18 protein-coding genes are annotated in these 21,938 nt (G+C 63.8%); 9 read left to right on the forward strand and 9 right to left on the reverse strand.

Features of this window, described 5'->3' with window-relative positions; all coding sequences use genetic code 11:
* Positions 1-151 precede the first annotated feature (151 nt).
* From O7A70_RS11195 to O7A70_RS11210, 4 genes are all read left to right on the forward strand, one after another.
* Positions 152-655, forward strand: a complete 504-nt coding sequence (locus O7A70_RS11195) for a SixA phosphatase family protein (protein WP_027144925.1) — start codon at positions 152-154, stop codon at positions 653-655.
* A gap of 76 nt (positions 656-731) precedes the next feature.
* A complete protein-coding gene (locus tag O7A70_RS11200) occupies positions 732-2,210 on the forward strand; it encodes a YcjX family protein (RefSeq protein WP_337140431.1) in 1,479 nt (492 codons plus the stop codon).
* Complete coding sequence (locus O7A70_RS11205; RefSeq protein ID WP_337140432.1) at positions 2,207-3,289, forward strand: YcjF family protein; 1,083 nt, start codon at positions 2,207-2,209, stop codon at positions 3,287-3,289. Before O7A70_RS11200 ends, O7A70_RS11205 begins: the two co-directional genes overlap by 4 nt.
* A 123-nt stretch (positions 3,290-3,412) precedes the next feature.
* A complete protein-coding gene (locus O7A70_RS11210; RefSeq protein WP_337140433.1) occupies positions 3,413-3,964 on the forward strand; it encodes a hypothetical protein in 552 nt (183 codons plus the stop codon).
* A 104-nt stretch (positions 3,965-4,068) separates the two neighbouring features.
* Here the strand turns inward: O7A70_RS11210 and O7A70_RS11215 are convergent, their stop codons facing one another.
* From O7A70_RS11215 to O7A70_RS11225, 3 genes are all read right to left on the reverse strand, one after another.
* Positions 4,069-4,335 (reverse strand): hypothetical protein, encoded by a 267-nt coding sequence (locus O7A70_RS11215; protein ID WP_337140434.1) that lies wholly within the window; start codon positions 4,333-4,335, stop codon positions 4,069-4,071.
* A gap of 179 nt (positions 4,336-4,514) precedes the next feature.
* Positions 4,515-5,723: an MFS transporter gene (locus O7A70_RS11220; protein ID WP_337140435.1), complete on the reverse strand. Its 1,209-nt coding sequence runs from the start codon at positions 5,721-5,723 to the stop codon at positions 4,515-4,517.
* 59 nt (positions 5,724-5,782) lie between these two features.
* A complete protein-coding gene (locus tag O7A70_RS11225; protein ID WP_337140436.1) occupies positions 5,783-6,772 on the reverse strand; it encodes an AraC family transcriptional regulator in 990 nt (329 codons plus the stop codon).
* A gap of 161 nt (positions 6,773-6,933) precedes the next feature.
* Between O7A70_RS11225 and O7A70_RS11230 the strand changes: the two genes are divergently transcribed.
* Together O7A70_RS11230 and O7A70_RS11235 are read left to right on the forward strand one after the other, a co-directional pair.
* Positions 6,934-8,769 (forward strand): monovalent cation:proton antiporter-2 (CPA2) family protein, encoded by a 1,836-nt coding sequence (locus O7A70_RS11230; RefSeq protein WP_337140437.1) that lies wholly within the window; start codon positions 6,934-6,936, stop codon positions 8,767-8,769.
* A gap of 16 nt (positions 8,770-8,785) precedes the next feature.
* Positions 8,786-9,331: a DUF924 family protein gene (locus O7A70_RS11235; protein ID WP_337140438.1), complete on the forward strand. Its 546-nt coding sequence runs from the start codon at positions 8,786-8,788 to the stop codon at positions 9,329-9,331.
* Between the two features lie 10 nt (positions 9,332-9,341).
* On the opposite strand, the gene folK is transcribed toward O7A70_RS11235, so the two are convergent.
* The 3 genes from folK to folP are packed head-to-tail and all read right to left on the reverse strand — an operon-like array spanning position 9,342 to position 11,049.
* Positions 9,342-9,854 carry a 2-amino-4-hydroxy-6-hydroxymethyldihydropteridine diphosphokinase gene (folK, locus tag O7A70_RS11240; RefSeq protein WP_337140439.1) on the reverse strand — a complete coding sequence of 171 codons (513 nt, stop codon included), beginning with the start codon at positions 9,852-9,854 and terminating at the stop codon, positions 9,342-9,344.
* On the reverse strand, positions 9,838-10,197 hold the full coding sequence (folB, locus tag O7A70_RS11245; protein WP_023773903.1) for a dihydroneopterin aldolase: 360 nt from the start codon (positions 10,195-10,197) through the stop codon (positions 9,838-9,840). Before folB ends, folK begins: the two co-directional genes overlap by 17 nt.
* A gap of 3 nt (positions 10,198-10,200) precedes the next feature.
* A complete protein-coding gene (folP, locus tag O7A70_RS11250) occupies positions 10,201-11,049 on the reverse strand; it encodes a dihydropteroate synthase (protein ID WP_337140440.1) in 849 nt (282 codons plus the stop codon).
* 114 nt (positions 11,050-11,163) lie between these two features.
* Here folP and O7A70_RS11255 point away from each other — a divergent pair, with 114 nt between their 5' ends.
* Entirely contained in the window at positions 11,164-11,784 is a 621-nt protein-coding gene (locus tag O7A70_RS11255) for a DUF922 domain-containing Zn-dependent protease (RefSeq protein ID WP_337140441.1), read from the forward strand.
* A gap of 220 nt (positions 11,785-12,004) precedes the next feature.
* Entirely contained in the window at positions 12,005-13,486 is a 1,482-nt protein-coding gene (locus O7A70_RS11260; protein WP_337140442.1) for an MDR family MFS transporter, read from the forward strand.
* Here the strand turns inward: O7A70_RS11260 and O7A70_RS11265 are convergent, their stop codons facing one another.
* The 3 genes from O7A70_RS11265 to O7A70_RS11275 form a co-directional block, all read right to left on the reverse strand.
* Positions 13,487-14,518, reverse strand: a complete 1,032-nt coding sequence (locus O7A70_RS11265) for an NAD(P)/FAD-dependent oxidoreductase (RefSeq protein WP_337140443.1) — start codon at positions 14,516-14,518, stop codon at positions 13,487-13,489.
* A gap of 89 nt (positions 14,519-14,607) precedes the next feature.
* A complete protein-coding gene (locus O7A70_RS11270; RefSeq protein ID WP_337140444.1) occupies positions 14,608-14,928 on the reverse strand; it encodes a 2Fe-2S iron-sulfur cluster-binding protein in 321 nt (106 codons plus the stop codon).
* Between the two features lie 144 nt (positions 14,929-15,072).
* Positions 15,073-15,441, reverse strand: coding sequence for an Hpt domain-containing protein (locus O7A70_RS11275; RefSeq protein WP_140503663.1), 369 nt, complete (start codon positions 15,439-15,441; stop codon positions 15,073-15,075).
* A gap of 273 nt (positions 15,442-15,714) precedes the next feature.
* Here O7A70_RS11275 and O7A70_RS11280 point away from each other — a divergent pair, with 273 nt between their 5' ends.
* A complete protein-coding gene (locus tag O7A70_RS11280; protein ID WP_337140445.1) occupies positions 15,715-21,879 on the forward strand; it encodes a kinesin in 6,165 nt (2,054 codons plus the stop codon).
* The last annotated feature ends 59 nt before the right edge of the window (positions 21,880-21,938 follow it).

Here is a 21,938-nt window from a genome sequence, read left to right on the forward strand (position 1 = left end):
AAATCTGTTTTGATGGCGAAAGTACGACGATCCTCGCCGATCGCCCCGCAGGTGATTCGCCGCGCTGAAGAACGCGCACCATTGTGCGCGAAGCTTTTCTCGTGGCTAATCGCGGCAGGACTTCGGCTTTTCGGGCGTCATTGGAGGTTGTGTGAGCAGGCTTTATCTGTTGCGACACGCCAAGGCCGGCTGGGCCTTGCCAGGCATGCGTGATTTCGATCGTCCACTCGACGCATCCGGCCGCGCCGATGCCGAAAAGATGGGGACCGCGATGCGATCCCGCTCCTATGTTCCGGACCTGACGCTGTGCTCCAACGCCAAACGCGCCAGGGAAACGCTCGAGGGACTGGCTGGCCAGACCGACACAGGCAAGGTGCTGTTTTTCGACACACTCTACAGCGAAGACGCGGCCGGCTATCTCCGGCTCGTCCGGGATCATGGCGGACCCGGGTCATTGCTGGTCATAGGCCACAACCCGATGACTGAGGATCTCGCCATGGCGGTTTCGGGCGATGGTGGCGAGACGGAGCGGGCAATGCTCAATCATGGCTTTCCGACCTCGGGTCTCGCCGTCGTCCGTTTCCCCGGCAATCTGGCGAAAGCGGCCCAGGGAGCGGGTTATCTCGAAGCGTTCCTGACACCTGCCGATCTCTGATGCCAATTTCCAGCACCATTTCAAAGCCTGGTTCCAGCGCCTATATCGGACGGACGCAAGTCCGAGAGAGCATATTTTGGCATCATCGCTGACCACCTTCACCGACGAGGCAAGAATTGCCCTCGACACTTTGTCGGGACGTGCCACCGGACTTTTTTCTCCATCGCTGCGTCTGGGTGTCACGGGTCTCTCCCGCGCCGGCAAGACCGTCTTCATCTCGGCCTTCGTCCACAATCTGATCCACGGCGGACGCCTGCCGCTCTTCGAGGCGCAGAAATCGGGGCGGATCGCGCGCGCCTTCCTCGAACAGCAGCCCGACGATGCCGTGCCGCGTTTTCAGTACGAGGACCACATCGCCGCTCTGGTCAACGATCGCGTCTGGCCGGACTCGACCCGCGCCATTTCGGAACTGCGGCTGACGATCGAATATGAATCGGCCTCCGGCTGGAACCGCATGTTTTCGTCAGGCAAACTGTCGGTCGACATTGTCGATTACCCCGGCGAATGGCTGCTCGACCTGCCGCTGCTCGGCAAATCCTTCGCCGATTTTTCGCGCGAAGCCCTCGAAATGGCCACGCTGCCGGTGCGCGAGGACCTTTCGCGGGCCTGGCGAGCGATCTCGGCGGAAATCGACCCGAATGCCGACGCCGACGAAATGACGGCACGCCGGCTGGCTGAAAGCTTCGCCGCCTATCTCAAGGCATGCAAGCTCGACGAGCGAGCGCTTTCGACCTTGCCGCCCGGCCGTTTCCTGATGCCCGGCGACCTCGAAGGCTCACCCGCGCTGACCTTCGCGCCGCTGGCAGGCCTCGGCGACAGGCGCGCGCGCAACGGCTCGTTGCACGCCATGATGGAACGCCGCTACGAGGCCTACAAGACGCATGTCGTCAAACCGTTCTTCCGCGAGCATATCACGCGTCTGGACCGCCAGATCGTGCTCATCGACGCCATGCAGGCGCTGAACGCCGGGCCTGGTGCCATGGCCGACCTGGAGCGCGCCGTCACCGAGATCCTGAGCTGTTTCCGTCCTGGCCGGGGCAGCTTCTTCACCGACCTTTTTTCCCGGCGTATCGACCGCATCCTGGTCGCAGCGACCAAGGCCGATCATCTGCACCACGAAAGTCATGAGCGGTTGCAAGCCATCGTGCGGCGCTTGGCCGACCGCGCCGTGGCGCGGGCGAATTTCACCGGCGCCGATGTCGACGTGGTCGCCCTGGCGGCGGTGCGCGCAACCCGCGAGGGCACCGTAAAACAGAGCCGCGAGACATTGCCTGTTATTATCGGCACGCCGATCGCCGGCGAGAAGATCAATGGCGAAACATTCGACGGAAAGACGGAAACAGCTATATTTCCTGGTGATTTACCGGAAAACATTGATGCTGTTTTCGACCTTTCGGGGTCGGACCACAGGCAGGACTCCACGGACCCGGCAATCCGCTTCGTCCGGTTCCGTCCGCCGAAACTCGAACGCACAGCCGAAGGTGTCACGCTGTCGCTGCCGCATATCAGGCTCGACCGCGCCTTGCAGTTCCTGATCGGAGACCATCTGGCATGACCGCGCCCCGCAAACCGGCGGCATTCCGCATCGAACCGGAAGCGCCAAAACAAGACGCGCCACAAGCGCGCCAGGCCGAACCGCCGCGCAAACCGCGCCCGATGAAGGCCGATGTGGCGCTGGTCATCCCGGCGGAGGTCGACGTTTTCGACGAACCGGACATTATTGCCGCCGAGCCACCGCCGGCGGTGGCTCCCAGAAAGCGCTCGGTTCTCGGCAGCATCTTTTTCGGCGCCTTCGGCGTGCTGGTTTCGCTGGCTGTCGGCCTGTGGACCGACCAGTTGATATACGATCTCTTTGCCCGCGCCGAATGGCTGGGCTGGCTGGCCGCCGGCATGGCGGCGATTGCGCTGCTGGCGCTTCTGATGATCCTGATTCGGGAATTCCTGGCGGTCGCCCGCCTCGCCGAGGTCGAAAAGCTGCAGAAGCGCGCGCTCGATGCCATCGCGCGTGACGATCCGAAGGCGGCACGCGCGGTGGTCGATGAACTGTCGGCCTTTGTCGCGGCCAAACCCGAGACCGCGGCCGGCCGGCGCGCGCTGGCCGAATTGCGCGGCGAGATCATCGACGGCGCCAATCTGGTGCGCCTGGCGGAAGCGGAAATCCTCGGTCCCCTCGATGTCAGGGCCAAGGTGATGATTCTCGAGGCCGCCAAGCGGGTCTCATTGGTGACGGCGGTGAGCCCGCGCGCGCTCGTCGACGTCGCCTATGTCGTCTTCGAGGCCGGGCGCCTCATCCGCCGGCTGTCGGAACTCTATGGCGGACGGCCCGGAACGCTGGGTTTCTTCCACCTGGCGCGCAGCGTGCTGGCGCATCTGGCGGTCACCGGCTCGATTGCCATCGGCGACAGCTTTGTCCAACAGATCGTCGGCCACGGCCTGGCGGCGCGCCTCTCGGCAAAGCTCGGCGAGGGCGTCGTCAACGGCATGATGACGGCGCGCATCGGCATCGCGGCGATGGAGACGGCGCGCCCCCTGCCCTTCAGCGCCGCCAAGCGCCCGGGACTGGGCGATTTTCTCGCCGCCCTGACATCGTTCGCGACCAAGAAAGACGCCGAAACAGCCGGCTCCGCCAAATAGCGTCCAGCTCTTTGGGACGGTGCTCGGATTGCGGTTTCGAAGGCTCCCGGTGACGAAGCATTAACCAATCTTCTTCATGGTCAAACCGGTTTCAAACAGTCTCGTTGTTGCCGGGTGTCGTCGATGAAAAGCGTAATTCTGTCCAGCATCCTGCCCCTGGCGGCGGCGATCACAGCGGTCGCCGGTATTGCCTCCGGGGCCTGCGCCGGAGAGCCGGACAAGCAGTTTTTCCAGTCGGCCGAAGGCAAGTGGATCGGCCCCGGCGAAATCGTCGCCGGCAAGTACAAGGGCACGAAATTCAACTGCAGCTTCACCGGCGCCACCCCCGACGGCAAGATGGGCATGACGCTTGACGGCGGTTGCCGGGTCGGCATGTTCACCCAGCCGATGTCGGCCAAGATCGAGCGCAAGGGCCGCGACTACAAGGGTTCCTTCATGGGTGGCTCGGCCGGTGCCGGGCTCGATATCATCGGCGGCAATGTCGTCGACGCCCGCAAGGTCGTCTTCACCATCAACCGCAACCAACTGCGTGGCGTCATGCAGGCACGCATTCCCGACGACAATTCGATGACGGTGACGATCGCCGTGCGCGTTCAGGACCAGTTGGTGCCGGTCATCGGCATGAGTCTTAAGCGGGTCGATGCCGTCGAAGTCGGCTCCATCGCGCCGAACTGAGCGACGAAAATCGCTTCAGACTTTCCTGGAATTGCTCGAATACACCCCAAAAAACCAAAGAGGCGGCAGCCCATCGCCACCGCCTCCTTTGAAACAGTCGGGCGTCAGCCCTTGATCGCGGCGGTCACCTCGTCATACGCCTTGCAGGCGTCGGCCAGGGTCGTGGAGCCCTGATATTTGGTCGTCACCGCCTGGACCTTGGCGGTCAGGTCAGCCGCCTTGGAGGGATCCTTGGTGATCGCCTCCTGCAGCGCGGCGGCCATGTCCTGCGCCTTCTTGGTCGCCATCTCGGTCGTGCATTCCGGCGCCTTCGAACAGGCGGAACCGGCAAGCGCCGCCAGCCCGACGGCAACGAGCAAAAACTTCTTCATGTCAGTCATCTCCTCAAAAGGGTGGGACATGATCGCCGCTCACCCCCAATGGCCGAAGCCGAGCGTGCTTAGCCTTCGATTGTGGCAACAAGCAACGCGTTACCGACGTCAACTTGTGTAACGCGCCTGCAACATTGCCAACGGCCGGATTCAGGCTACCGTGTCGGTGGCGGCGAAGTTCAGCTGCGCGGTTGTAGCAGCGCCAAGACGGCCGTCGATGCGGCAAGGATGGCAGTCGCAGTCAAAGGCGCTGTCGGGCCATAAGTGTCCACAACATAACCGCCGACAACCGCGCCGATGGTGATGGCGACCTGAAAGGACGCGACCATCAGGCTGCCCGCTGCTTCCAGCGCGTCCGGCGCCGCGCGAGACAGATTTGTCGGCAGCACCACCGGCGCCATGCCGAAGGCGAAGCCCCATAGCGTGGCGAAGCCAAAGGCAACGCCGATGTGCACGCCCCAAAGCACCAATGCCAGCGCCGCGAACGCCATCAATGCGGCCGTAACCACAAGAGCCACGTGGATATTGGCGTCGGCCATGCGGCCACCGGCAATATTGCCGATCACAGCCGCGATGCCAAATCCGAGCAACGCCAGGGCAATCGGCCCGGTCGCAAGGAGCGTCACGTGTTCGAGAAACGGACGTACATAGACCGAGCCGGCAAAATGCCCCGTCATCAGCAAAAGGATAGCAAGCATACCGAGTTGAATGCCACGCCGGCGTGTCAGCCGAAGGACGTCTGCAAGACTATTGCTTGCCGTTGCAGGCAAGGTCGGCAGGCTGAGTAACTGCAGCAGCATGGCAAGCAAGGCCAGCCCCGCCGTCATGGCCATGGCGCTGCGCCAACCCAGCCAGTCGCTGATCAACGCACCCATCGACGGTGCGGCAATTGTTGCGAGCGAGACGCCGAGGGTGACGATAGCCATGCCCCGCCCCGTCGCATTGGCGCCAACCAGCCTCGCCACGACGGCTACCGAAAGTGCCCAGAAAGCGCTGAGAGCGATCCCCAGCCCGGCCCGACCCAACAATAACAGCCAGAAATTGGGCGCCAGCGCCGCAAGAATGTTGGAACCGACCGCCAAGGCCATGAGGCCGACAAGCACCGTCTTGCGGTTCAATCGGCCGATGAGGACATTGCTCAACATGGCCGTCACGGCGCCGACGGAAGCGGTGGCGGTGACCACCTGCCCGGCCATCCCCTCGCTGATGCCGAGATCGCGCGCCATCGGCGTCAACAGACCTGCCGGCAGGAATTCGGCGGACACCAGCGCAAAGCTGGTGGCCGCCAACGAAAGGACCGCGAACCATGTGGTTGCACTCCACGTGGCCGGCGCGGCGGCATCAAGGTCTATCGCCGCGTCTTCAAGCTGTAATGTTGTGTCAGTCACGGAAGGATCTCCAAAGTTTGGAGATCTTCATAAACGAGTCTTTTCGGATGATATGTATCTCAAAATCCGAAATTCATGTCTATTCGTCCTGGAATTGTGCGGCGCACAACGCCCGGCGAGACATTGGTGATGCGCTTGAAGGCGCGCGCGAAGGATGCCTCGGAATCATAGCCCAAGCGGGTAGCAACCTCGGCCACCGACAAGCCGTTTTGCCCCAACAACTCGCGGGCAAGCTGCATGCGCAGACGGGCGAGATAGCGTGCCGCGCCTTCTCCCAATACCGCACTGAAGCGCTTCGCGAAAATCGAGCGCGATTGGCCTGCCAGGCCGGCGAGGCTTTCGAGCGTCCAGTTATGGCCGGGGTCTCTGTGCATGGCTGCCAGAGCGCGGCCAATATGGGGGTCGCGGATGGCCGCGAGCCAACCGGTGGTCGAAGCCCCCGTGCAATTGACCCAGCAGCGAATGAGCCGGGCTGTCAGCAAGTCCGCCATCCGAGACAAGATGGTGGCGCTGCCCATCTGCGGTTGCGCGGCTTCGGCAGTCATAGCCGCCAGCAAAGGACCAACGACCGGGTCATTGCCGGCCACGTCGCAACCCTTGATGATAGGCGGCATCAACGTAATCAGCGGGTTTAGCGCACAGGCAACCAAGGCCATGGAGCCGCAGAAAAGGGTGCTTGCCGCGCCCGTGCCTTCCCGCACCACTTCGCAGACGTTGCCCCCCAACTTGGTCACCTGGCAACCCTCGAGCGAGTCGCCCACGACGTCCGGCGCACTCGCCAGCCGATGGGCGATACCTTGCGGCAGCAGCACCAGATCGCCATCGCGCAACTCCTGCCAGCCTTGAGCTTCGGTATGAATCCAGCATGGACCCTGACCAACAAAGTGAAAACGCAGCAGCGATTGTTGCGGAAATTCTATGCTCCAAGGATGTCGGAGCTCGCAGCGGCCATAATTGACTCCACTCAAGCGAAAGTCCTGTAGGACTTCGCTGAGCGCATCCGTCGGGATGTGAGGCGGAGAACCCGGCCGGGACGAATAGTCAAGCATCGGGCTGATATAGACACCAATCGTCCGACAGGCAAGCGGAGACCGTTGTTCCACCAGGGGAATCGCTCCAACGGCACCCTACCCGTCCTGGCAGGCTCCCCGCCCTTGCCTCCCGCTCCAACTGCATGCAAGGAGTGATGTCGGACACAGGGACAAGAGGCATGGCAGCGGAAGCATCAGGCAGCGATCTCATTCAGGTGGTGGCTTTGCTGGCGGCGGGTGTGGTGGCCGTCCCGATCTTCAAGCGCATGGGTCTCGGTTCGATTCTCGGTTACCTGGCCGCCGGCGTGGTGATCGGCCCATTCGGCATCGGTGTCTTTTCTGAATCGGGAGCCATCCTCCACGTCGCCGAACTCGGCGTCGTCATGTTCCTGTTCATCATCGGCCTGGAAATGCAGCCGTCGCGGCTCTGGGGCCTGCGCCGCGAGATCTTTGGGCTTGGCGCGCTTCAAGTCGGGGTATGCGCCGTGCTGCTGACCGGTGTCGGCATGGCCGGAGGGTTTCCGATCGCGCAATCCTTCGTCGCCGGCGCCGGTTTCGTGCTGACCTCGACGGCCATCGTCATGCAGCTTCTTGAGGAACGCGGCGAAATCGCCTCGCCCAAGGGCCAACGCATCGTTTCCATCCTGCTGCTGGAGGATCTGGCGATCGTGCCTCTGCTCGCCCTGATCGCTTTCCTGGCGCCCGGCGGTGCCGATAACAGCCTGTCGGAGCGGCTGACCGAGGTCGGCATCGGCCTCGCCGCGATCGTCGGACTGGTGGTGGCGGGACGCTACCTGCTCAACCCCTTCTTCCGCATCCTGGCGGATGCCCGTGCGCGCGAAGTGATGACGGCCGCGGCTCTTCTGGTCGTACTCGGGTCGGCGCTCGCCATGCAGCTCAGCGGCCTGTCGATGGCGATGGGCGCGTTCCTGGCCGGCGTGCTGCTCTCGGAATCGACCTTCCGCCATCAACTCGAAGCCGACATCGAGCCGTTCCGTGGCATCCTGCTCGGCCTGTTCTTCCTTGCGGTCGGCATGTCGCTCGATCTGCATGTGGTGGCCGCGAACTGGAAGCTGATCGCCATCTATGTCGTCGCCTACATGGTGATGAAGGCTTTCGGCATCTACGTCGTCGCCCGCATCCTGAAATCAGGCCACCGCGAGGCGCTGGAACGCGCGGTCTTCATGGCGCAAGGCGGTGAATTCGCTTTCGTGCTCTATTCCGCGGCCGCCGCCGTTGGCATCATCGATGGCCAGGCAAACGCGACGCTGACGGCGATCGTCATCATCTCCATGGTGCTGACGCCGCTGGCGATCATTGCCTTGCGCTATTTCACGCCGCGCGACGAGCAGTCGCTGGACGGCGTCGAAGTCGCCGACGGCCTGACCGGCAGCGTGCTGGTCATCGGCTTCGGCCGCTTCGGCCAGATCGCGAGCCAACCCTTGCTCTTGCGCGGCATCGACGTCTCGATCATCGACAACGATGTCGAGATGATCCAGGCGGCCGCCGATTTCGGCTTCAAAGTCTATTATGGCGACGGCACGCGGCTGGACATCCTGCACGCGGCCGGGGCCGGCCGCGCGCGGGCCGTGCTCATCTGTGTCGACAAGCCCGACGCCGCCATCCGGATCGCCGAACTCGTCAAGGCGGAGTTCCCCTTGCTTACGGTGCTGGCACGTGCGTTCGACCGCGGCACGGCACTGCAGCTCATTCGCGCCGGCGTCGACTATCAGCTGCGCGAAACCTTCGAATCGGCGCTCGTCTTTGGTGGCTCGACCCTCGAGGCGCTGGGCGTCGATCCCGAAGACGTCGCCGAAACGATCGAGGACGTCAGGCGCCGCGACACGGCCCGGTTCGAGACCCAGCTCGCCGAAGGCATCCGCTCGGGACAGCGTTTCCTGAAAGGCAATATCGGCACGCCGATCCCGGCCCCGCTTTCCACGCCCCGCCGTCCCGGCCAGGCGCTCAACGAGGAAACGGCCGGCGTCCTGCATAAATCCGAACCGGCGAATTGAATTGGGGAATCAGGCAATGGAACTGGACAGCAGAGCCCTGTCGGTCACCAAATTCTGGCGCGACGCCGGCGAGGATGCGTGGTTCGAGAAGAACAACGCTTTCGATGCCGATTTCCGCGACGGCTTCCTCGACCTCCATTACGCCGCCGCGCGCCGTGAATACGACGACTGGTCAGGATGTGCCGAAGGCTCGCTGGCGCTGATGATCCTGCTCGATCAGTTTCCGCGCAATTGCTTTCGCGGCACCGGCCACATGTTCGCGACCGACCCGTTGGCAAAGCACTTCGCGCAAAAGGCGGTTGCTGCCGGCCATGACGTCGTGCTGGAGCCGGAAGTCCGAGTGTTCCTTTATTTGCCGTTCGAACATTCGGAAAACCTTGCCGACCAGGAACTGTCCGTCGAACTTCACACCGCCAGGGCCGAGTTCAATCTGAAATACGCGCTGGAACATCGTGACATCATCCAGCGCTTCGGCCGTTTCCCGCACCGCAACAGAATGCTCGGCCGCGAGACGACGGCTGAGGAAAAAGCGTTCCTGGATGACGGTGGTTTCTCCGGCTGATTTCTGCGGTCTAGCGCAGCCACCAGTCGCGGCCGGATGGCAGCCGCTCGATGCCGGCCGCGTCGACCGCGTCCAGGCGATCGACAACGCGTTTTCCGTCTACGGTAAGGTCCGGCGCGATCTCGGCCAGCGGCGCCAGCACGAAGGCGCGCTCCAGCATGCGCGGGTGCGGCACTTCGAGGCCCGTTTCATGGATGATGCGGTCGCCGAACACCAGGATGTCGATGTCGATCAGGCGCGGCCCCCACCTCTCTTCACGCACGCGTTTGAGCTTTCGCTCGGCATCGAGGCAGAGGTCGAGCAGTGTCCGCGGCGACAGCCGTGTCGACAATTCGGCGGCCGCGTTGAGGAAATCCGGCTGGTCGAGCTTGCCCCAGGGCGGCGTCCGGTAGAGCGAAGAAACGGCAGCCACGTCAGTATCGGAATCGGCGTCGAGCAGGCGTAACGCGGCCCCCATCGACTTGGCCGGATCGCCGAGATTGCCGCCGAGGCTCAGATAGACGGTATTACTCGGGCCAGACAACGGTCACCTCGACGTAATCGAGCACGCCAGGCACCGGGGCATTCGGCTTGCGAACGGTAACCTCGGCTTTGCGGATCTGGGGAAAGCGCCCGGTGAGAGCCTTTGCGACTTCCAGGGCCAAGGCCTCGATCAGGAAACGCCTGTGTCCAGTGATGATTTCCTCAATGACGGTGAAGGCGACGCCGTAATTGACCGTTTCCCCGATGGCGTCATCGACGAGCGCGCGTCCGGGCTCGACGGTGAGCGAGGCATCGACATAGAAGCGCTGACCGAGCGCTTCTTCCTCGTCCAGCACGCCGTGCCGGGCAAAGAAGGCGCAATTCTTCATGCGGATGACATACATGGCTCAGCGTTCCGATCCGGTTTCCCGCGCCAGCATAGCATCCGCCACGGCCAGCGCGTCCACGTTGATTGCGACATCATGGACGCGAAACAGATGCGCGCCCTTGAGCCGGAGAATGACGCTGGTCGCCGCCGTCCCGGCAGCCCGGTCGGCCGCGTCGCGGCCGGTGACGGTGCCGATGAAGCGTTTTCGCGACGTCCCGGCCATCAGTGGGAAGCCGAGCGCGCCGAGCTCGGAAAACCGTGCCATCAGGTCGAGGTTTTCCTCCGCTGTCTCCTTGGCGAAACCAAAGCCGGGGTCGAGCACGATCTGGTCGTCTGCGACACCTTGCCCGCGCCCGATCTCCAGCGATTTCCCCAGGAACGCGAGCTGGTCCGCGATCACGTCGGGAAGCTTCTCGCGATCCCGGCCGGTATGCATGATGACGAGCCCGGCGCCGGTTTCGGCCGCCACCCGCGCAATGTCGGGCTCGCGCTGCAGACCCCAGACATCATTGACGATGTGCGCGCCGGCGGCCACGGCGAGCCGCGCTGTCTCCGCACGATAGGTATCCACCGAGATCAGCACGTCGCCCGCACGCGCCAGCGCCTCGATCACCGGCAGGATACGGGCCTGCTCCTCGGTGGCCGAGATCGCGGCGGCGCCCGGCCGGGTGGATTCTCCGCCGACATCGATGATTGCGGCGCCTTCCCCGATCATGCGGCGCGCCTGGACCAACGCGGTTTCGGGAGCATCAAACAGGCCGCCATCGGAGAAGCTGTCGGGCGTGACATTGAGGATGCCGACCACCACGGCCTTGCCGCCAAGCTCGAGATGGCGCTCATGCGCCAGCTGCCATCGCCTCGCCGTCATTGCGCATCAACCATGGGCTCATCAACCAAGAGGTCATCAACGATGTGTGATCCGCATCGGATCAGTTCCGTTGCGCCGGCAAAGGCCGTAAAGCAAGGTGACCGAAGAGGCAACATGATGACACGATCCCTGCTCTGCGCACTGCTGCTTACCGCCGCCGTTCCGGCGGATGCGGCCAATCTGGTGAAGACATACAGCTATTTCGCCATCGGCGGCAGAACGCTGGAGGATATCGAGCAGCAACTCGCCAAACACGGGCCGCAGGTCAAAAGCACGGGATCGCGCCACCCTGGCGCCACCCAGATGGCCTTCACGACACGCATCAGCTACGCCCGCCAGTCCGGCTCCTGCCGGATCGCCGACGCGGTCGTGACCGTCAAGGTCAAGGTGATCCTCCCCGAATGGCGCCGCCCGCGCAAAGCCGATGCCGACGTGCGGCTGTTCTGGGATACATTGTCGGCCGACATCAAGCGCCATGAAGACCGCCATGTCGAGATCGCCAAGAACCACGGCCGTGCACTCGAAGACGCGTTGAAGGCAACCTATCCGCAGAAGGATTGCGATGCGGCAAAGGCCAAGGCCGCCGAGATCACGGCGGTTCAGCTAGCCAGACACGATCAGGATCAGGTGCGGTTTGACCTTGTCGAAGGCGCCAATTTCGAAAGCCGCATCCTGCGGCTGATGCGCTACAGGATGGAGCGCATCGGAAGTGGCCGATTGCCGCCGCCGACCTGAATTTCCTCACCGCTTCCGTTGGCCTGGATGCAAGCCAACCGGGCGGAAGCGTAGTGCCAGTTTCGATTTTTTTCGAGCACTAGTCGAAATAGGCCTATACGGAACGACATATCCAGGGTTGCTACAGCCACAAGCTGGAAGCACGAGCATCACGATCGATCGCACCGCGGATGCAACAGACAGACCCGATGCGGCAGCGCAAAGCGCATGGACGAGAAGTATGGACCAGGCTGTCGACAAGCAGGTCATCGCGGCGGCGAACGCGCCGCTGACCGAAAGCGAAAAGAACGCCATCATCGGCGGCGTCCTCCTGTCGATGCTGCTGGCAGCCCTCGACCAGACCATCGTCGCGCCCGCCATGCCGACCATCGGGCGCTCGCTCGGCCACGCCGAATACCTGCCATGGATCGTCACCGGCTATCTCTTGACCGCAACCGCCGTGGCACCGCTCTACGGCAAGATTTCCGACGTCCATGGACGGCGGCCGACCGTCTATGCGGCAATCCTCATCTTTCTCGCCGGATCGCTGGTCAGCGCGCTGGCCCCCAACATGTTCGTCCTTATCCTGGGGCGCGCGATCCAGGGGGCCGGTGGCGGCGGCCTTTTCGCGCTGACACAGACCGTGGTCGGAGATCTTGTCCCGCCGCGCGAGCGGGCGCGCTATGCGGCGTGGTTCTCCGGCACCTGGGCCGTTGCCAGCGTCGCCGGGCCGCTGCTGGGCGGCACTTTTGCTGAACATCTGCACTGGTCCCTCATCTTCTGGATCAACATTCCGCTGGGCATTGTTGCGATGGCGATCATCAACAAGCCGCTCAAGAAGCTGCCGATCGCGGCCAAGAATCACAGCATCGATGGTCTCGGCGCATTGCTGCTCATCGTGGCCACAGCGCTGTTGCTGCTGGCGCTGAACTGGGGCGGCAGCGCCTACCCCTGGTTATCGCCGGAAGTCATCGGCGTCCTGGCGTGCTCCGCGCTTTTCTGGGGCGCCTTTGCCCTGCGGCTGATGCGGGCGGCCGAACCGCTCATTTCGCTCGAGGTGCTGGGCAACCCGATCGTCCTGGCCGGCACTCTGTCGATGTTCCTGCTCCAGGCCTCCAGCGTCGGCCTTGCCGTCTATCTGCCCGTCTATCTGCAATCGATACTTGGCCTGACGGCGAGCGAGTCGGGCATTGCAATGCTTGGCCTACTGCTTGGAACCGTGGGCGGCGCCGCTTCCAGCGGCCGCCTGATACCGCGCTTCACCCACTACAAGCGCATCGCCATGGTCGGCGTCATCTTCGCAATCCTGTGCATGGGCCTGCTGGCCTTTGTCGCCGGCCATACATCGCTGCTTGTCGTCGAGGTCCTGACCATCTGTATCGGGCTGGGAACCGGGACGACATTTCCGGTAACCACCGTCTCCGTGCAGAACGCCGTCGACCGCGTGCATCTTGGCGTAGCGACTGGGGTGCTTACCTTTCTGCGTTCGCTGGGCAGTGCATTGGGGGTCGCGATGCTCGGCGCCGTCGCTCTGGGCTTCGGATTGCCGCTGGCCGGTGAAGGCGTTGAGGTGGCGGGACATGTCGTATCGGCCGAACCCTTCGCGATGATCTTCCTCGTCGCGGCCGGCACTCTGGGACTGGGCCTCATCGCGCTGACCCTGATGCCCGAGAAAGAACTTCGAGGCCACGTCGACGATCCGGCGCCGATCCTGGCGGAATAATTAGCCCGAGACGCCGAGCTTCTTCTGCAGGCTGGTCGACGAAGTCGTATACTGGAACACGATGCGTTCGCCGGGGTTGATGACGCGCTTGGCGGCCTGCGCCATCAGCGCCACCTCGTGGAAACCCGACAGGATCAGCTTCAGCTTGCCCGGATACGAGTTGATATCGCCCACCGCGAAAATGCCGGGCACCGATGTCTGGAACTTCTCGGTGTCGACCGGGATCAGGTTCTCGTGGAGATTGAGCCCCCATTCCGCGATCGGGCCGAGCTTCATGGTCAGCCCGAAGAACGGCAGCATGCGCGTACAAGACACCTCGATGTCGCCATCCGGACCGCCCTTGATCGTGGCCGATGCCAGCTGGCCATCGGCCCCGGTAAGTCCGGCCACCTGGCCGACCCTGAATTCCAGCTGCTTCATCTCCTGCATGGCGTACATCTTGTTGACGCTGTCGGGCGCCGCGCGAAACTCTGGCCGCCGATGAACGAGCGTCACGCTCTTTGCCACCGGCTGCAGGTTCAGCGTCCAGTCAAGCGCCGAGTCGCCGCCGCCCACGATGACCAGGTCATGGCCACGAAAATCCTCCATCCGGCGGACCGAATAGAAGACGCTCGCGCCTTCAAAGGCTTCGATGCCGGGAATTGGCGGGCGCTTCGGCTGGAATGAGCCGCCGCCGGCGGCAATCACCACCACCTTGGCCTCGAACACCTCGTTCTCGTCCGTGGTCACGCGAAAGCCGCCGTCGTCCAACTTTTCGAGACTGGAGACCATGCGGTTGTAGGTGAAGTCAGGCTTGAACGGCGCAACCTGCTCGAGCAGCTTGTCAACGAGCCCTTGCGCCGAGATCGAGGGCCAGCCGGGAATGTCGTAGATCGGCTTTTCCGGATAGAGTTCCGCGCATTGGCCGCCGGGCTTGTCGAGAATGTCGATCAGATGGCACTTCAGGTCCAACAGGCCGAGCTCGAACACGGCGAACAGGCCGACCGGCCCGGCCCCGACAATGAGGACGTCTGTGCTGATGATGCCGGTCATGATGCGCCTCGCTGCGAAAGTCTAGGCGAGACTGCATGACCGTTGGCCCGCTGCCAAGCGTCAGCGGGAAAAATCGCCGATGCTGGATTTCAGCCCTGACGTTCGGGAACCCGCACGATCAGGCCGTCGAGAGCGTCGCGCACCTTGATCTGGCACGACAGGCGCGAGTTCGGCTGGACCTCATAGGCGAAGTCCAGCATGTCTTCTTCCATCGTCTCGGGCTCGCCGACTTCGGCCGTCCATGCCTCGTCGACATAGACATGGCAGGTCGCACAGGCGCAGGCGCCGCCGCACTCCGCCTCGATGCCCGGCACGGCGTTGCGGATGGCGTTTTCCATGACCGTCGAACCGTTTTCGGCATCCACGTCGAAATGTGTGCCGTCATGGGCGATGAAGGTCAGCTTGGTCATTTGTCACCTGAAGGGAGTTTCGCCCGGGACGAAGGGAGGTTCGCCCGGGACGAAAGGGAATTTCGCCCGAGATAATCACTCCGGCAAACAAGTCAACTGCCGCGCGAAAGCGGCGCTCCGTGACGTTTTTGTCACAAACCGGAATCAGCGACTGATGGCGGCTATGAAGTCGCGCACTTCATCGATCAGCCCGCCGAGCCGCTTGAGGGTCTGGACGTCCTCCGGCCGGTGCTCGATATCGGTGGCGCAGTCGGCGATGGCAAAGGCGCCCACGCCGCGGGCCGACCCTTTCAAGCCGTGAGCCAGCAGAAGCCGGTCCTTGATGTCGGCATCGACTATTTTGTCGCGCACCGATAATGCCTGCTGTACAAATAGCGCCAGCACCTCTTGCTCGAGGGCGCGGTCGCCCATCGTTTGCCGGGCAAGGTGTGCCAAATCGACCGGCCGGGACTGCCTCGTTCCCGATACGTCGCCCCCCGGCATTGAGAAGGCAATGCCGCTTTCGCCACGCATGAACTCGAACTCCATTTTCTTCGGCCGCCAGAAAACTAGGCGATTCCAGTGGACAACGGGTTAATGAATGGCCGGGAAAAATGTTGCGAAAGCGGCGCCCAAATCACGGTTGCGTTAACCTTATATTTAAAGTTTTACGTATCCCGCGGAATGCATGTTTTCTTTACCCCCCTGTGTCATTACGATACGAGGGTCCATTTTCAGCCTCCTGCGCGGGGGTAAGACAAACAGAATTATAAGCCCCCGCGGCAGCTAGTACAGGGTAGCGAAGGCATGGCGAAGAAACCAACGACGACCAGAAATCTCGACAGCGACGTAGCCAGGGAACTCGAAAAAGCACTCGATCTCGACTTGAGCGGCGATGCCGACAGCGGCGACCTCGATATCGCGGCTTCGATGGAAGATCTGGAAGCGCAGATATCCCAGGCCGCAGACGAGCTGGCACGCGAGGGACGCAATCAGCCGCCGACGGCGCCCGTCGTCAATCAAGCTCAGGCCGCCAAACCCGCGCCAATGGCCAAGCCGGCCGAGCTTCGCCCGGTGGAGACGCGCAACGGTGGCCAGCCCGCCGGCTTCGCGCCAGCCAACGATGATCGCCAGAAAGATTACAAGACCCTTCTGCACAGCCTGAACAGGCGCGCCTCCAATACCATCTACTGGGTCATCGCCTTTGTCTCGCTCGCCTGGATCGCCGGCGCCGGCGGATTGGCCAACCTGCTTTTTGGACCGAGCATCTGGCGGATACGCACGCTGGACCAGTTCTTTGCCCGCCCCGAACTGATCGGCCTCGCCGTCGCGGCAATCGTGCCCGTCATTCTGTTCTGGGCCTTCGCGGCGATGATTCGCCGCGCCCAGGACATGCGCATCGCCGCGCAATCGATGACGGAAGTGGCTTTCCGCCTGACGGAGCCGGAAAACATGGCTCAGGATCGCGTCATGATGATCGGCCAGGCCGTCCGCCGCGAGGTGGCCGCAATGGGCGAAGGCATCGAACGCACCCTTGCCCGTGCCGTCGAACTGGAAACGCTGGTCCACAGCGAGGTCAACCAGATCGAGCGCTCCTATTCGGAAAACGAAACCCGGATCAGGTCGCTGGTCGACGGACTGGGCAGCGAACGCGAAGCGGTGGTCACCCATGCCGAACGCGTCCGCGCCTCGATCTCCGGCGCGCACGAGACGTTGCGCGATGAAATCGGCGCGGCAAGCGACATCATCCGCGACAGCATCCTCAATGCGTCGACCAAACTGTCGATGACGATCACCAATTCCGGCGACACGCTGATCGACCGCATCAACGAAAGCTCGATGTCGATCTTCGACTCCGTGGAGGGCCGCCTCGACAACATCACCGACCGGCTTTCAACCTCTGGTGAGGCTTTCGCCAGCCTGCTCGACACCCGTATCGCCAAGCTGACGGACACCACGGACGGCTTGACCCGTTCGTTGACCGACCTGCTCGACGACCGCACCACCGGCATGGTCTCGCTGCTCGGCGGCGCCGCGCGCACCCTCAATTCCGAGTTCGAAGCCAGCCTCAACGGCATCGAGCGCACCTTGGCCGAACGCGGCCAGGCGCTGATCAGCGAGTTCCAGACCCGCGCAGAAGCGCTGGATACCGGCACCCAGAAGCTCAATGCCGCGCTTGAGGCCCGTGCCCGCCAGATCAACGAAACTCTGGTCGAGCGTGCGCGTGAAATCGCCCACACCTTCGCCGAGAGCAAGGACACGCTGTCGGCCATGATCGATCAGGGCAAGACCCAGATCGGCGCCGACATGGCCGACATCGTCACCTCGACCTCATCCATGCTCGAAGCGCGCGCCAGCGATTTCGCCGGCCGCATGGAGGCAGCCCGCCACGTCGTGTCGCGCTCCTTCGACGCCGACATCCAGAGACTTGCCGATGCGCGCGTCGGTATCGAGGAAGCCGTCGAAAACCACAGCCGCAAGCTCTCCGAGAGCCGTGAGCGCATGGCGGCCGCCATGCAGGCGGACCTGGAGAAATTCGCCGATGGCCGCGCCGGCATCGATGCCGCCGTGACCAACCAGGTGCAGAAGCTGGCCGAAGGCCGCGGCCTGATAGCGCGTGCGCTCGAAGAAGACCTGCGCAAGGTCAACGAATCGCGCGCCGCCATCGATGCGTCGCTCGGTAGTCATCTCGAACGATTGGAAGAAGGCCGCAACAGGCTCTCTCTGGCTCTCAACGAAGACTCTGGTAAATTGGTGCAAGCTCGCACGATCATTGATGAAATGGTCGCCGGACATGTCGGAAAGCTGGCTGAAGGCCGCAACATCCTGTCGCGCGCCCTGGAAGCTGATCTCGGCAAACTGTCCGACAGCCGCGCCGACATAGACGGCCTTGTCGCCGGCCAGGTCGAGAAGATCGCCGAGGGCCGAGCGGTGCTCGCCAAGGCGCTGGAAAACGACATTGCCGGTATCAAGAACCTCATCGAGGCGCATTCGGCAAAACTGGCCGAAGACCGCTCGCAGCTCGGCCGTTCGCTCGAAAGCGACCTGTCGGGCATACGCGGCCTGATCGACAGCCATTCCGGGCGCCTGGCAGAAGACCGCGGCCTGCTGTCGCAGACGCTTGAAGCCGACCTCGCCAAGCTGGCCGAAAGCCGCTCCAGCATCGACGGGCTGGTCGCCGGCCAGGTCGAGAAGCTGGCCGAGGGCCGCGACATCCTCAAGCGTGCGCTGGAATCCGACCTCAACACGATCAAGAGCGTCATATCGAGCCAGTCGGACAAACTGGCCGAGGATCGCGGACAGCTCTCGCGCGTTCTGGAAGCCGATCTGCAGAATGTGAACAGCGTTATCGCCGATCACATGAACAGGCTGGTTCAGGATCGCTCGACCTTGTCGAAAGCGCTGGAGGACGATCTCGCCAAGCTGGCCGAAAGCCGCTCCAGCATCGACGGGCTGGTCGCCGGCCAGGTCGAGAAGCTGGCCGAAGGTCGCGACATCCTGCGCCGCGCATTGGAGGCCGACCTCAACACGGTCAGAAACACCGTTGCCGACCAGTCCCAGAAACTGGTCGACGATCGCTCCCAGTTCGCCCGTGCACTGGAGGCCGATCTCGAAACCGTCAACAGCCTTGTCAACAGCCATTCGGACCGGCTTGCCCAGGAGCGTTCGACACTGTCGAAGGCGCTTGAGGCCGACCTGCTGACCGTTAGCGGGCATGTTAACAATCATGCGGAGCGGCTTGTCGAGGAGCGTTCGACACTGTCGAAGGCGCTGGAGGACGATCTCGCCAAGCTGGCCGAGAGCCGATCCAGCATCGACGGTCTGGTTGCCGGCCAGGTCGAGAAGCTCGCCGAGGGCCGCGACATTCTCAAGCGCGCTCTCGAAGCCGACCTGCAGAGGCTGGCCGAAAGCCGCGGCGATATCGATGAGATCATCGCTGGACATGTCGGCAAGTTGTCCGAAGGCCGCAATATGCTCAGCCGCGCGCTGGAAGACGATCTCGGCAAGCTCGCCGAGACCCGCAGGGACGTCGATCGCTCGCTGTCCGGCCACATCGACCAGATCGCGGCCAGGAGCACGGACATTTCCGCCGCGATTGCTGCCGATGTCGACAAGATCGAGCAGGCGTTCAGCCGCCAGACCGGCATCATCGAGGAACGCGCCGGCACCATGGAGCGCGCGCTGTCGACTGGTGTCGATAACGTCCGCAGCGTGCTCGAGAAGAGCGCGGTCTTCGTCGCCGGCGCCTTGCGCGAAAAGGTCCTGGAAGTCACCAGCACGCTGCACGAGCAGGCGGGTGCGGCCTTCAGTGACGCCGATCGCAAGATCGCCGAGCGCGCCGAACAGACGTCCGCCGCCCTGCTGGCACGGGCCGAAGACATCGCCCGCACCTTCGAGGAGGCCGATCGGCGCCTGCACGCCCGTGCGGAAGATACGTCGAACGCCTTGCTCGCCCGCGCCGACGACACTTCCAGCTCGCTGCTGGCCCGCGCCCATGAAACCGCCGACCAGCTCGCCGCTCGCGCTGGCGAGATCGCCGGGACCTTCGACATGGCGGACCAGAAGCTCGCCGCCCGTGCCCAGGAGACCGCCGATCAGCTGGCCGCCCGCGCAAGCGAGATTGCCGGCACGTTCGACGCGGCCGACCAGAAGCTCGTCGCCCGTGCCGTGGAGACGGCGCAGTCGCTGGCCGCCCGCGCCGGCGACATCCTGCGCAACTTCGAAAGCGCCGACCAGCGGCTCGGCATGCGCATCGGCGAATCCGCCGAGGCGCTCGCCGCCCGCGCGTCGGACCTTGGCCGCATCTTCGACGCCGCCGACCAGCATTTGGTCTCGCGCATCGCCGAGGGTTCGGGCGCGCTGTCCAGCCGGGCGTCCGAAATCGCCCGCATCTTCGACGACGCCGACCAGCGCCTGGTTTCGCGCATCGCCGACAGCACCTCGACGATCGGCGAGCATGCGCAGACCATCGTCGGCGCCTTCGCAAGCACCGAACAGAGGGTTGCCGATCGCGCGCGCCAGACCGGCCAGGATCTTGCCGTGCATGCCCGCGAAATCGAGCAGGCGCTCGCCGGTGCCGACGAGCGTCTCGCGTCGAGCGCGGCGGCCGCCGCCGCCCGAGTCGAAGAGCAGATCGCCGGCGTCGAAAACCGGCTCGCCAACACTGCCGAGACGATGGGCCAAAGGCTCAACGAGCAGGTATCGACCGCCGAGGCGCAACTCGTATCGCGTGCCAACGTGATCGCGGAGACCTTCACCGCGGTCGGCCAGCATATCGGCCAGAGCACCAACGACGCCGCCAAGACGATCGGTGCCAACACCCGCGAGCTCAACACCATGCTCGCGGCGCGGTCCGCCGAGATGTCGAAGATCCTCGACGAAACCGCGCGGCCTTTGGTCGAGCGCTTCGCCCAGGGCGGCTCGGAACTGCAAAAGAGCATGGAAGAAGTCACCGAACGCGCGACCGAGAAGCTGCGTAGCGAGAATGCGACCCTGGTCAACGCGCTCGCCAACCGTACCGCCGAAACCTTGTCGGCGGTCGAAGGCGCCCGTTCTTCGCTGTCCGACAGCGTCGCCGATCTCATCGGCCGCATGACCAAATCCAGCTCGCAGCTCGGTCAGTTGATCGAGCAGGCCGCGGTCAACCTCGGCGAGGTCGACCAACGTCTGACCGGCAGTACGCAAAGCTTCGCTGCGACCACCGAAAAGGCGGCACAGACCTTTGCCAGCTCGGCGCGTCTGGTCGATTCGAACACGACAAGGCTGACGGAACTGTCGTCGTCGACCTTGCGCGAAGTCGCCTCGATCGCCACCAAGTTCGACGAACACAGCCGTCTGCTCGCCGGCGCTTCCGACCTCCTGAGCTCGGCCCAGAGCAACCTCGAACACACGCTGGAAAGACAGTCGTCGCTCGAGGACCTCGCCGTCGGCCTGGTCAAGAAGTCGGAAGATCTCGAAAGGGTCATGCGTTCTTTCGAAAACCTCGTGGGCCAGACGCTGCAGAACGCCGAAGGCAAGACGCTGGAATCGGCCGACAAGATCCGCAACGCCATCACCGATGTCGTCGAGTCGGCAACCAAGCGCTTCGCCGATGCGACCGAGGAAATGCGGCGCACGGCGGGCTCGATCAAGAGCGAACTCGACCTCACCCGCGCCGAGCTCAAGAAAGGCGTCATCGAGATGCCGGAAGAGGCCAAGGAATCGACCTCGGCTATCCGCCGCGCCGTTTCCGAGCAGATCAACGCCTTGAAGGAGCTTTCGGATATCGTTGCGAAATCCGGTCGTGGTGGCGACTCCTCGGAACCGCGCCCCTTGCGCCCGGCGCCGCAGGCACCGGCCCCACGCGCCGCCGAGCCGCCCCGTCGTGCCCCGGCACAGCCGCAGGCGGATCTGCGCCCGCCACAGGCACCGCTGGGCGGCGCGGGACTGCGTGGCACGCTCGATCTGGAGCGTCCGGCGGAGGCGGCACCGCGCCAGCGTGCAGCCGATGCCACTGCCCGCGCGCCGCAAGGCGGCTGGGTGCGCGATCTGCTGACCGCCGCGTCGAACGATGCCGAGCTCAGGCCGGCGGCCCCCCAGGCGCCCGCGGAAGCACCGCGCCCGGCCCCTGCCCAGCGTTCGCCGCTGCATGTCGTGGAATCGCTGAACTCGCTGTCCGTCGATATCGCCCGGGCCATCGACCACGATGCCTCGATCGAGCTGTGGAACCGCTATCGGCGTGGCGAGCGTGACGTGTTCACGCGCAGGCTCTACACGCTGAAAGGCCAGCAGACGTTCGACGAAATCCGCCGCAAATACCAGGCGGAGGCCGAATTCCGCGCCGCCGTCGACCGCTATTGCGACGATTTCGAGAAGCTGCTCAAGGATGTCTCGCGCAACGACCGCGACAACATCATGGCGCAGACCTATCTCACGTCGGACACCGGCAAGGTCTACACCATGCTGGCCCATGCCAGCGGCCGCCTGCAGTAAGCGGTCGACAAGCCAAAACGAAAAAGGCGGGGGACTCCCGCCTTTTTTCTTGAAGGGAC

The sequence above is a fragment of the Mesorhizobium sp. Cs1299R1N1 genome, assembly GCF_037179655.1.
GTDB classification, from domain to species: Bacteria; Pseudomonadota; Alphaproteobacteria; order Rhizobiales; family Rhizobiaceae; genus Mesorhizobium; species Mesorhizobium salmacidum.

Excerpts from the sequence above, each read along its gene's own strand:
- O7A70_RS11205 (WP_337140432.1), top strand. The coding sequence starts at position 2,207 with ATGACCGCGCCCCGCAAACCGGCGGCATTCCGCATCGAACCGGAAGCG.
- O7A70_RS11210 (WP_337140433.1), top strand. The coding sequence starts at position 3,413 with ATGAAAAGCGTAATTCTGTCCAGCATCCTGCCCCTGGCGGCGGCGATC.
- O7A70_RS11215 (WP_337140434.1), bottom strand. The coding sequence starts at position 4,335 with ATGAAGAAGTTTTTGCTCGTTGCCGTCGGGCTGGCGGCGCTTGCCGGT.
- O7A70_RS11225 (WP_337140436.1), bottom strand. The coding sequence starts at position 6,772 with ATGCTTGACTATTCGTCCCGGCCGGGTTCTCCGCCTCACATCCCGACG.
- O7A70_RS11230 (WP_337140437.1), top strand. The coding sequence starts at position 6,934 with ATGGCAGCGGAAGCATCAGGCAGCGATCTCATTCAGGTGGTGGCTTTG.
- O7A70_RS11235 (WP_337140438.1), top strand. The coding sequence starts at position 8,786 with ATGGAACTGGACAGCAGAGCCCTGTCGGTCACCAAATTCTGGCGCGAC.
- folB (WP_023773903.1), bottom strand. The coding sequence starts at position 10,197 with ATGTATGTCATCCGCATGAAGAATTGCGCCTTCTTTGCCCGGCACGGC.
- folP (WP_337140440.1), bottom strand. The coding sequence starts at position 11,049 with ATGACGGCGAGGCGATGGCAGCTGGCGCATGAGCGCCATCTCGAGCTT.
- O7A70_RS11255 (WP_337140441.1), top strand. The coding sequence starts at position 11,164 with ATGATGACACGATCCCTGCTCTGCGCACTGCTGCTTACCGCCGCCGTT.
- O7A70_RS11260 (WP_337140442.1), top strand. The coding sequence starts at position 12,005 with ATGGACCAGGCTGTCGACAAGCAGGTCATCGCGGCGGCGAACGCGCCG.
- O7A70_RS11265 (WP_337140443.1), bottom strand. The coding sequence starts at position 14,518 with ATGACCGGCATCATCAGCACAGACGTCCTCATTGTCGGGGCCGGGCCG.
- O7A70_RS11270 (WP_337140444.1), bottom strand. The coding sequence starts at position 14,928 with ATGACCAAGCTGACCTTCATCGCCCATGACGGCACACATTTCGACGTG.
- O7A70_RS11275 (WP_140503663.1), bottom strand. The coding sequence starts at position 15,441 with ATGCGTGGCGAAAGCGGCATTGCCTTCTCAATGCCGGGGGGCGACGTA.
- O7A70_RS11280 (WP_337140445.1), top strand. The coding sequence starts at position 15,715 with ATGGCGAAGAAACCAACGACGACCAGAAATCTCGACAGCGACGTAGCC.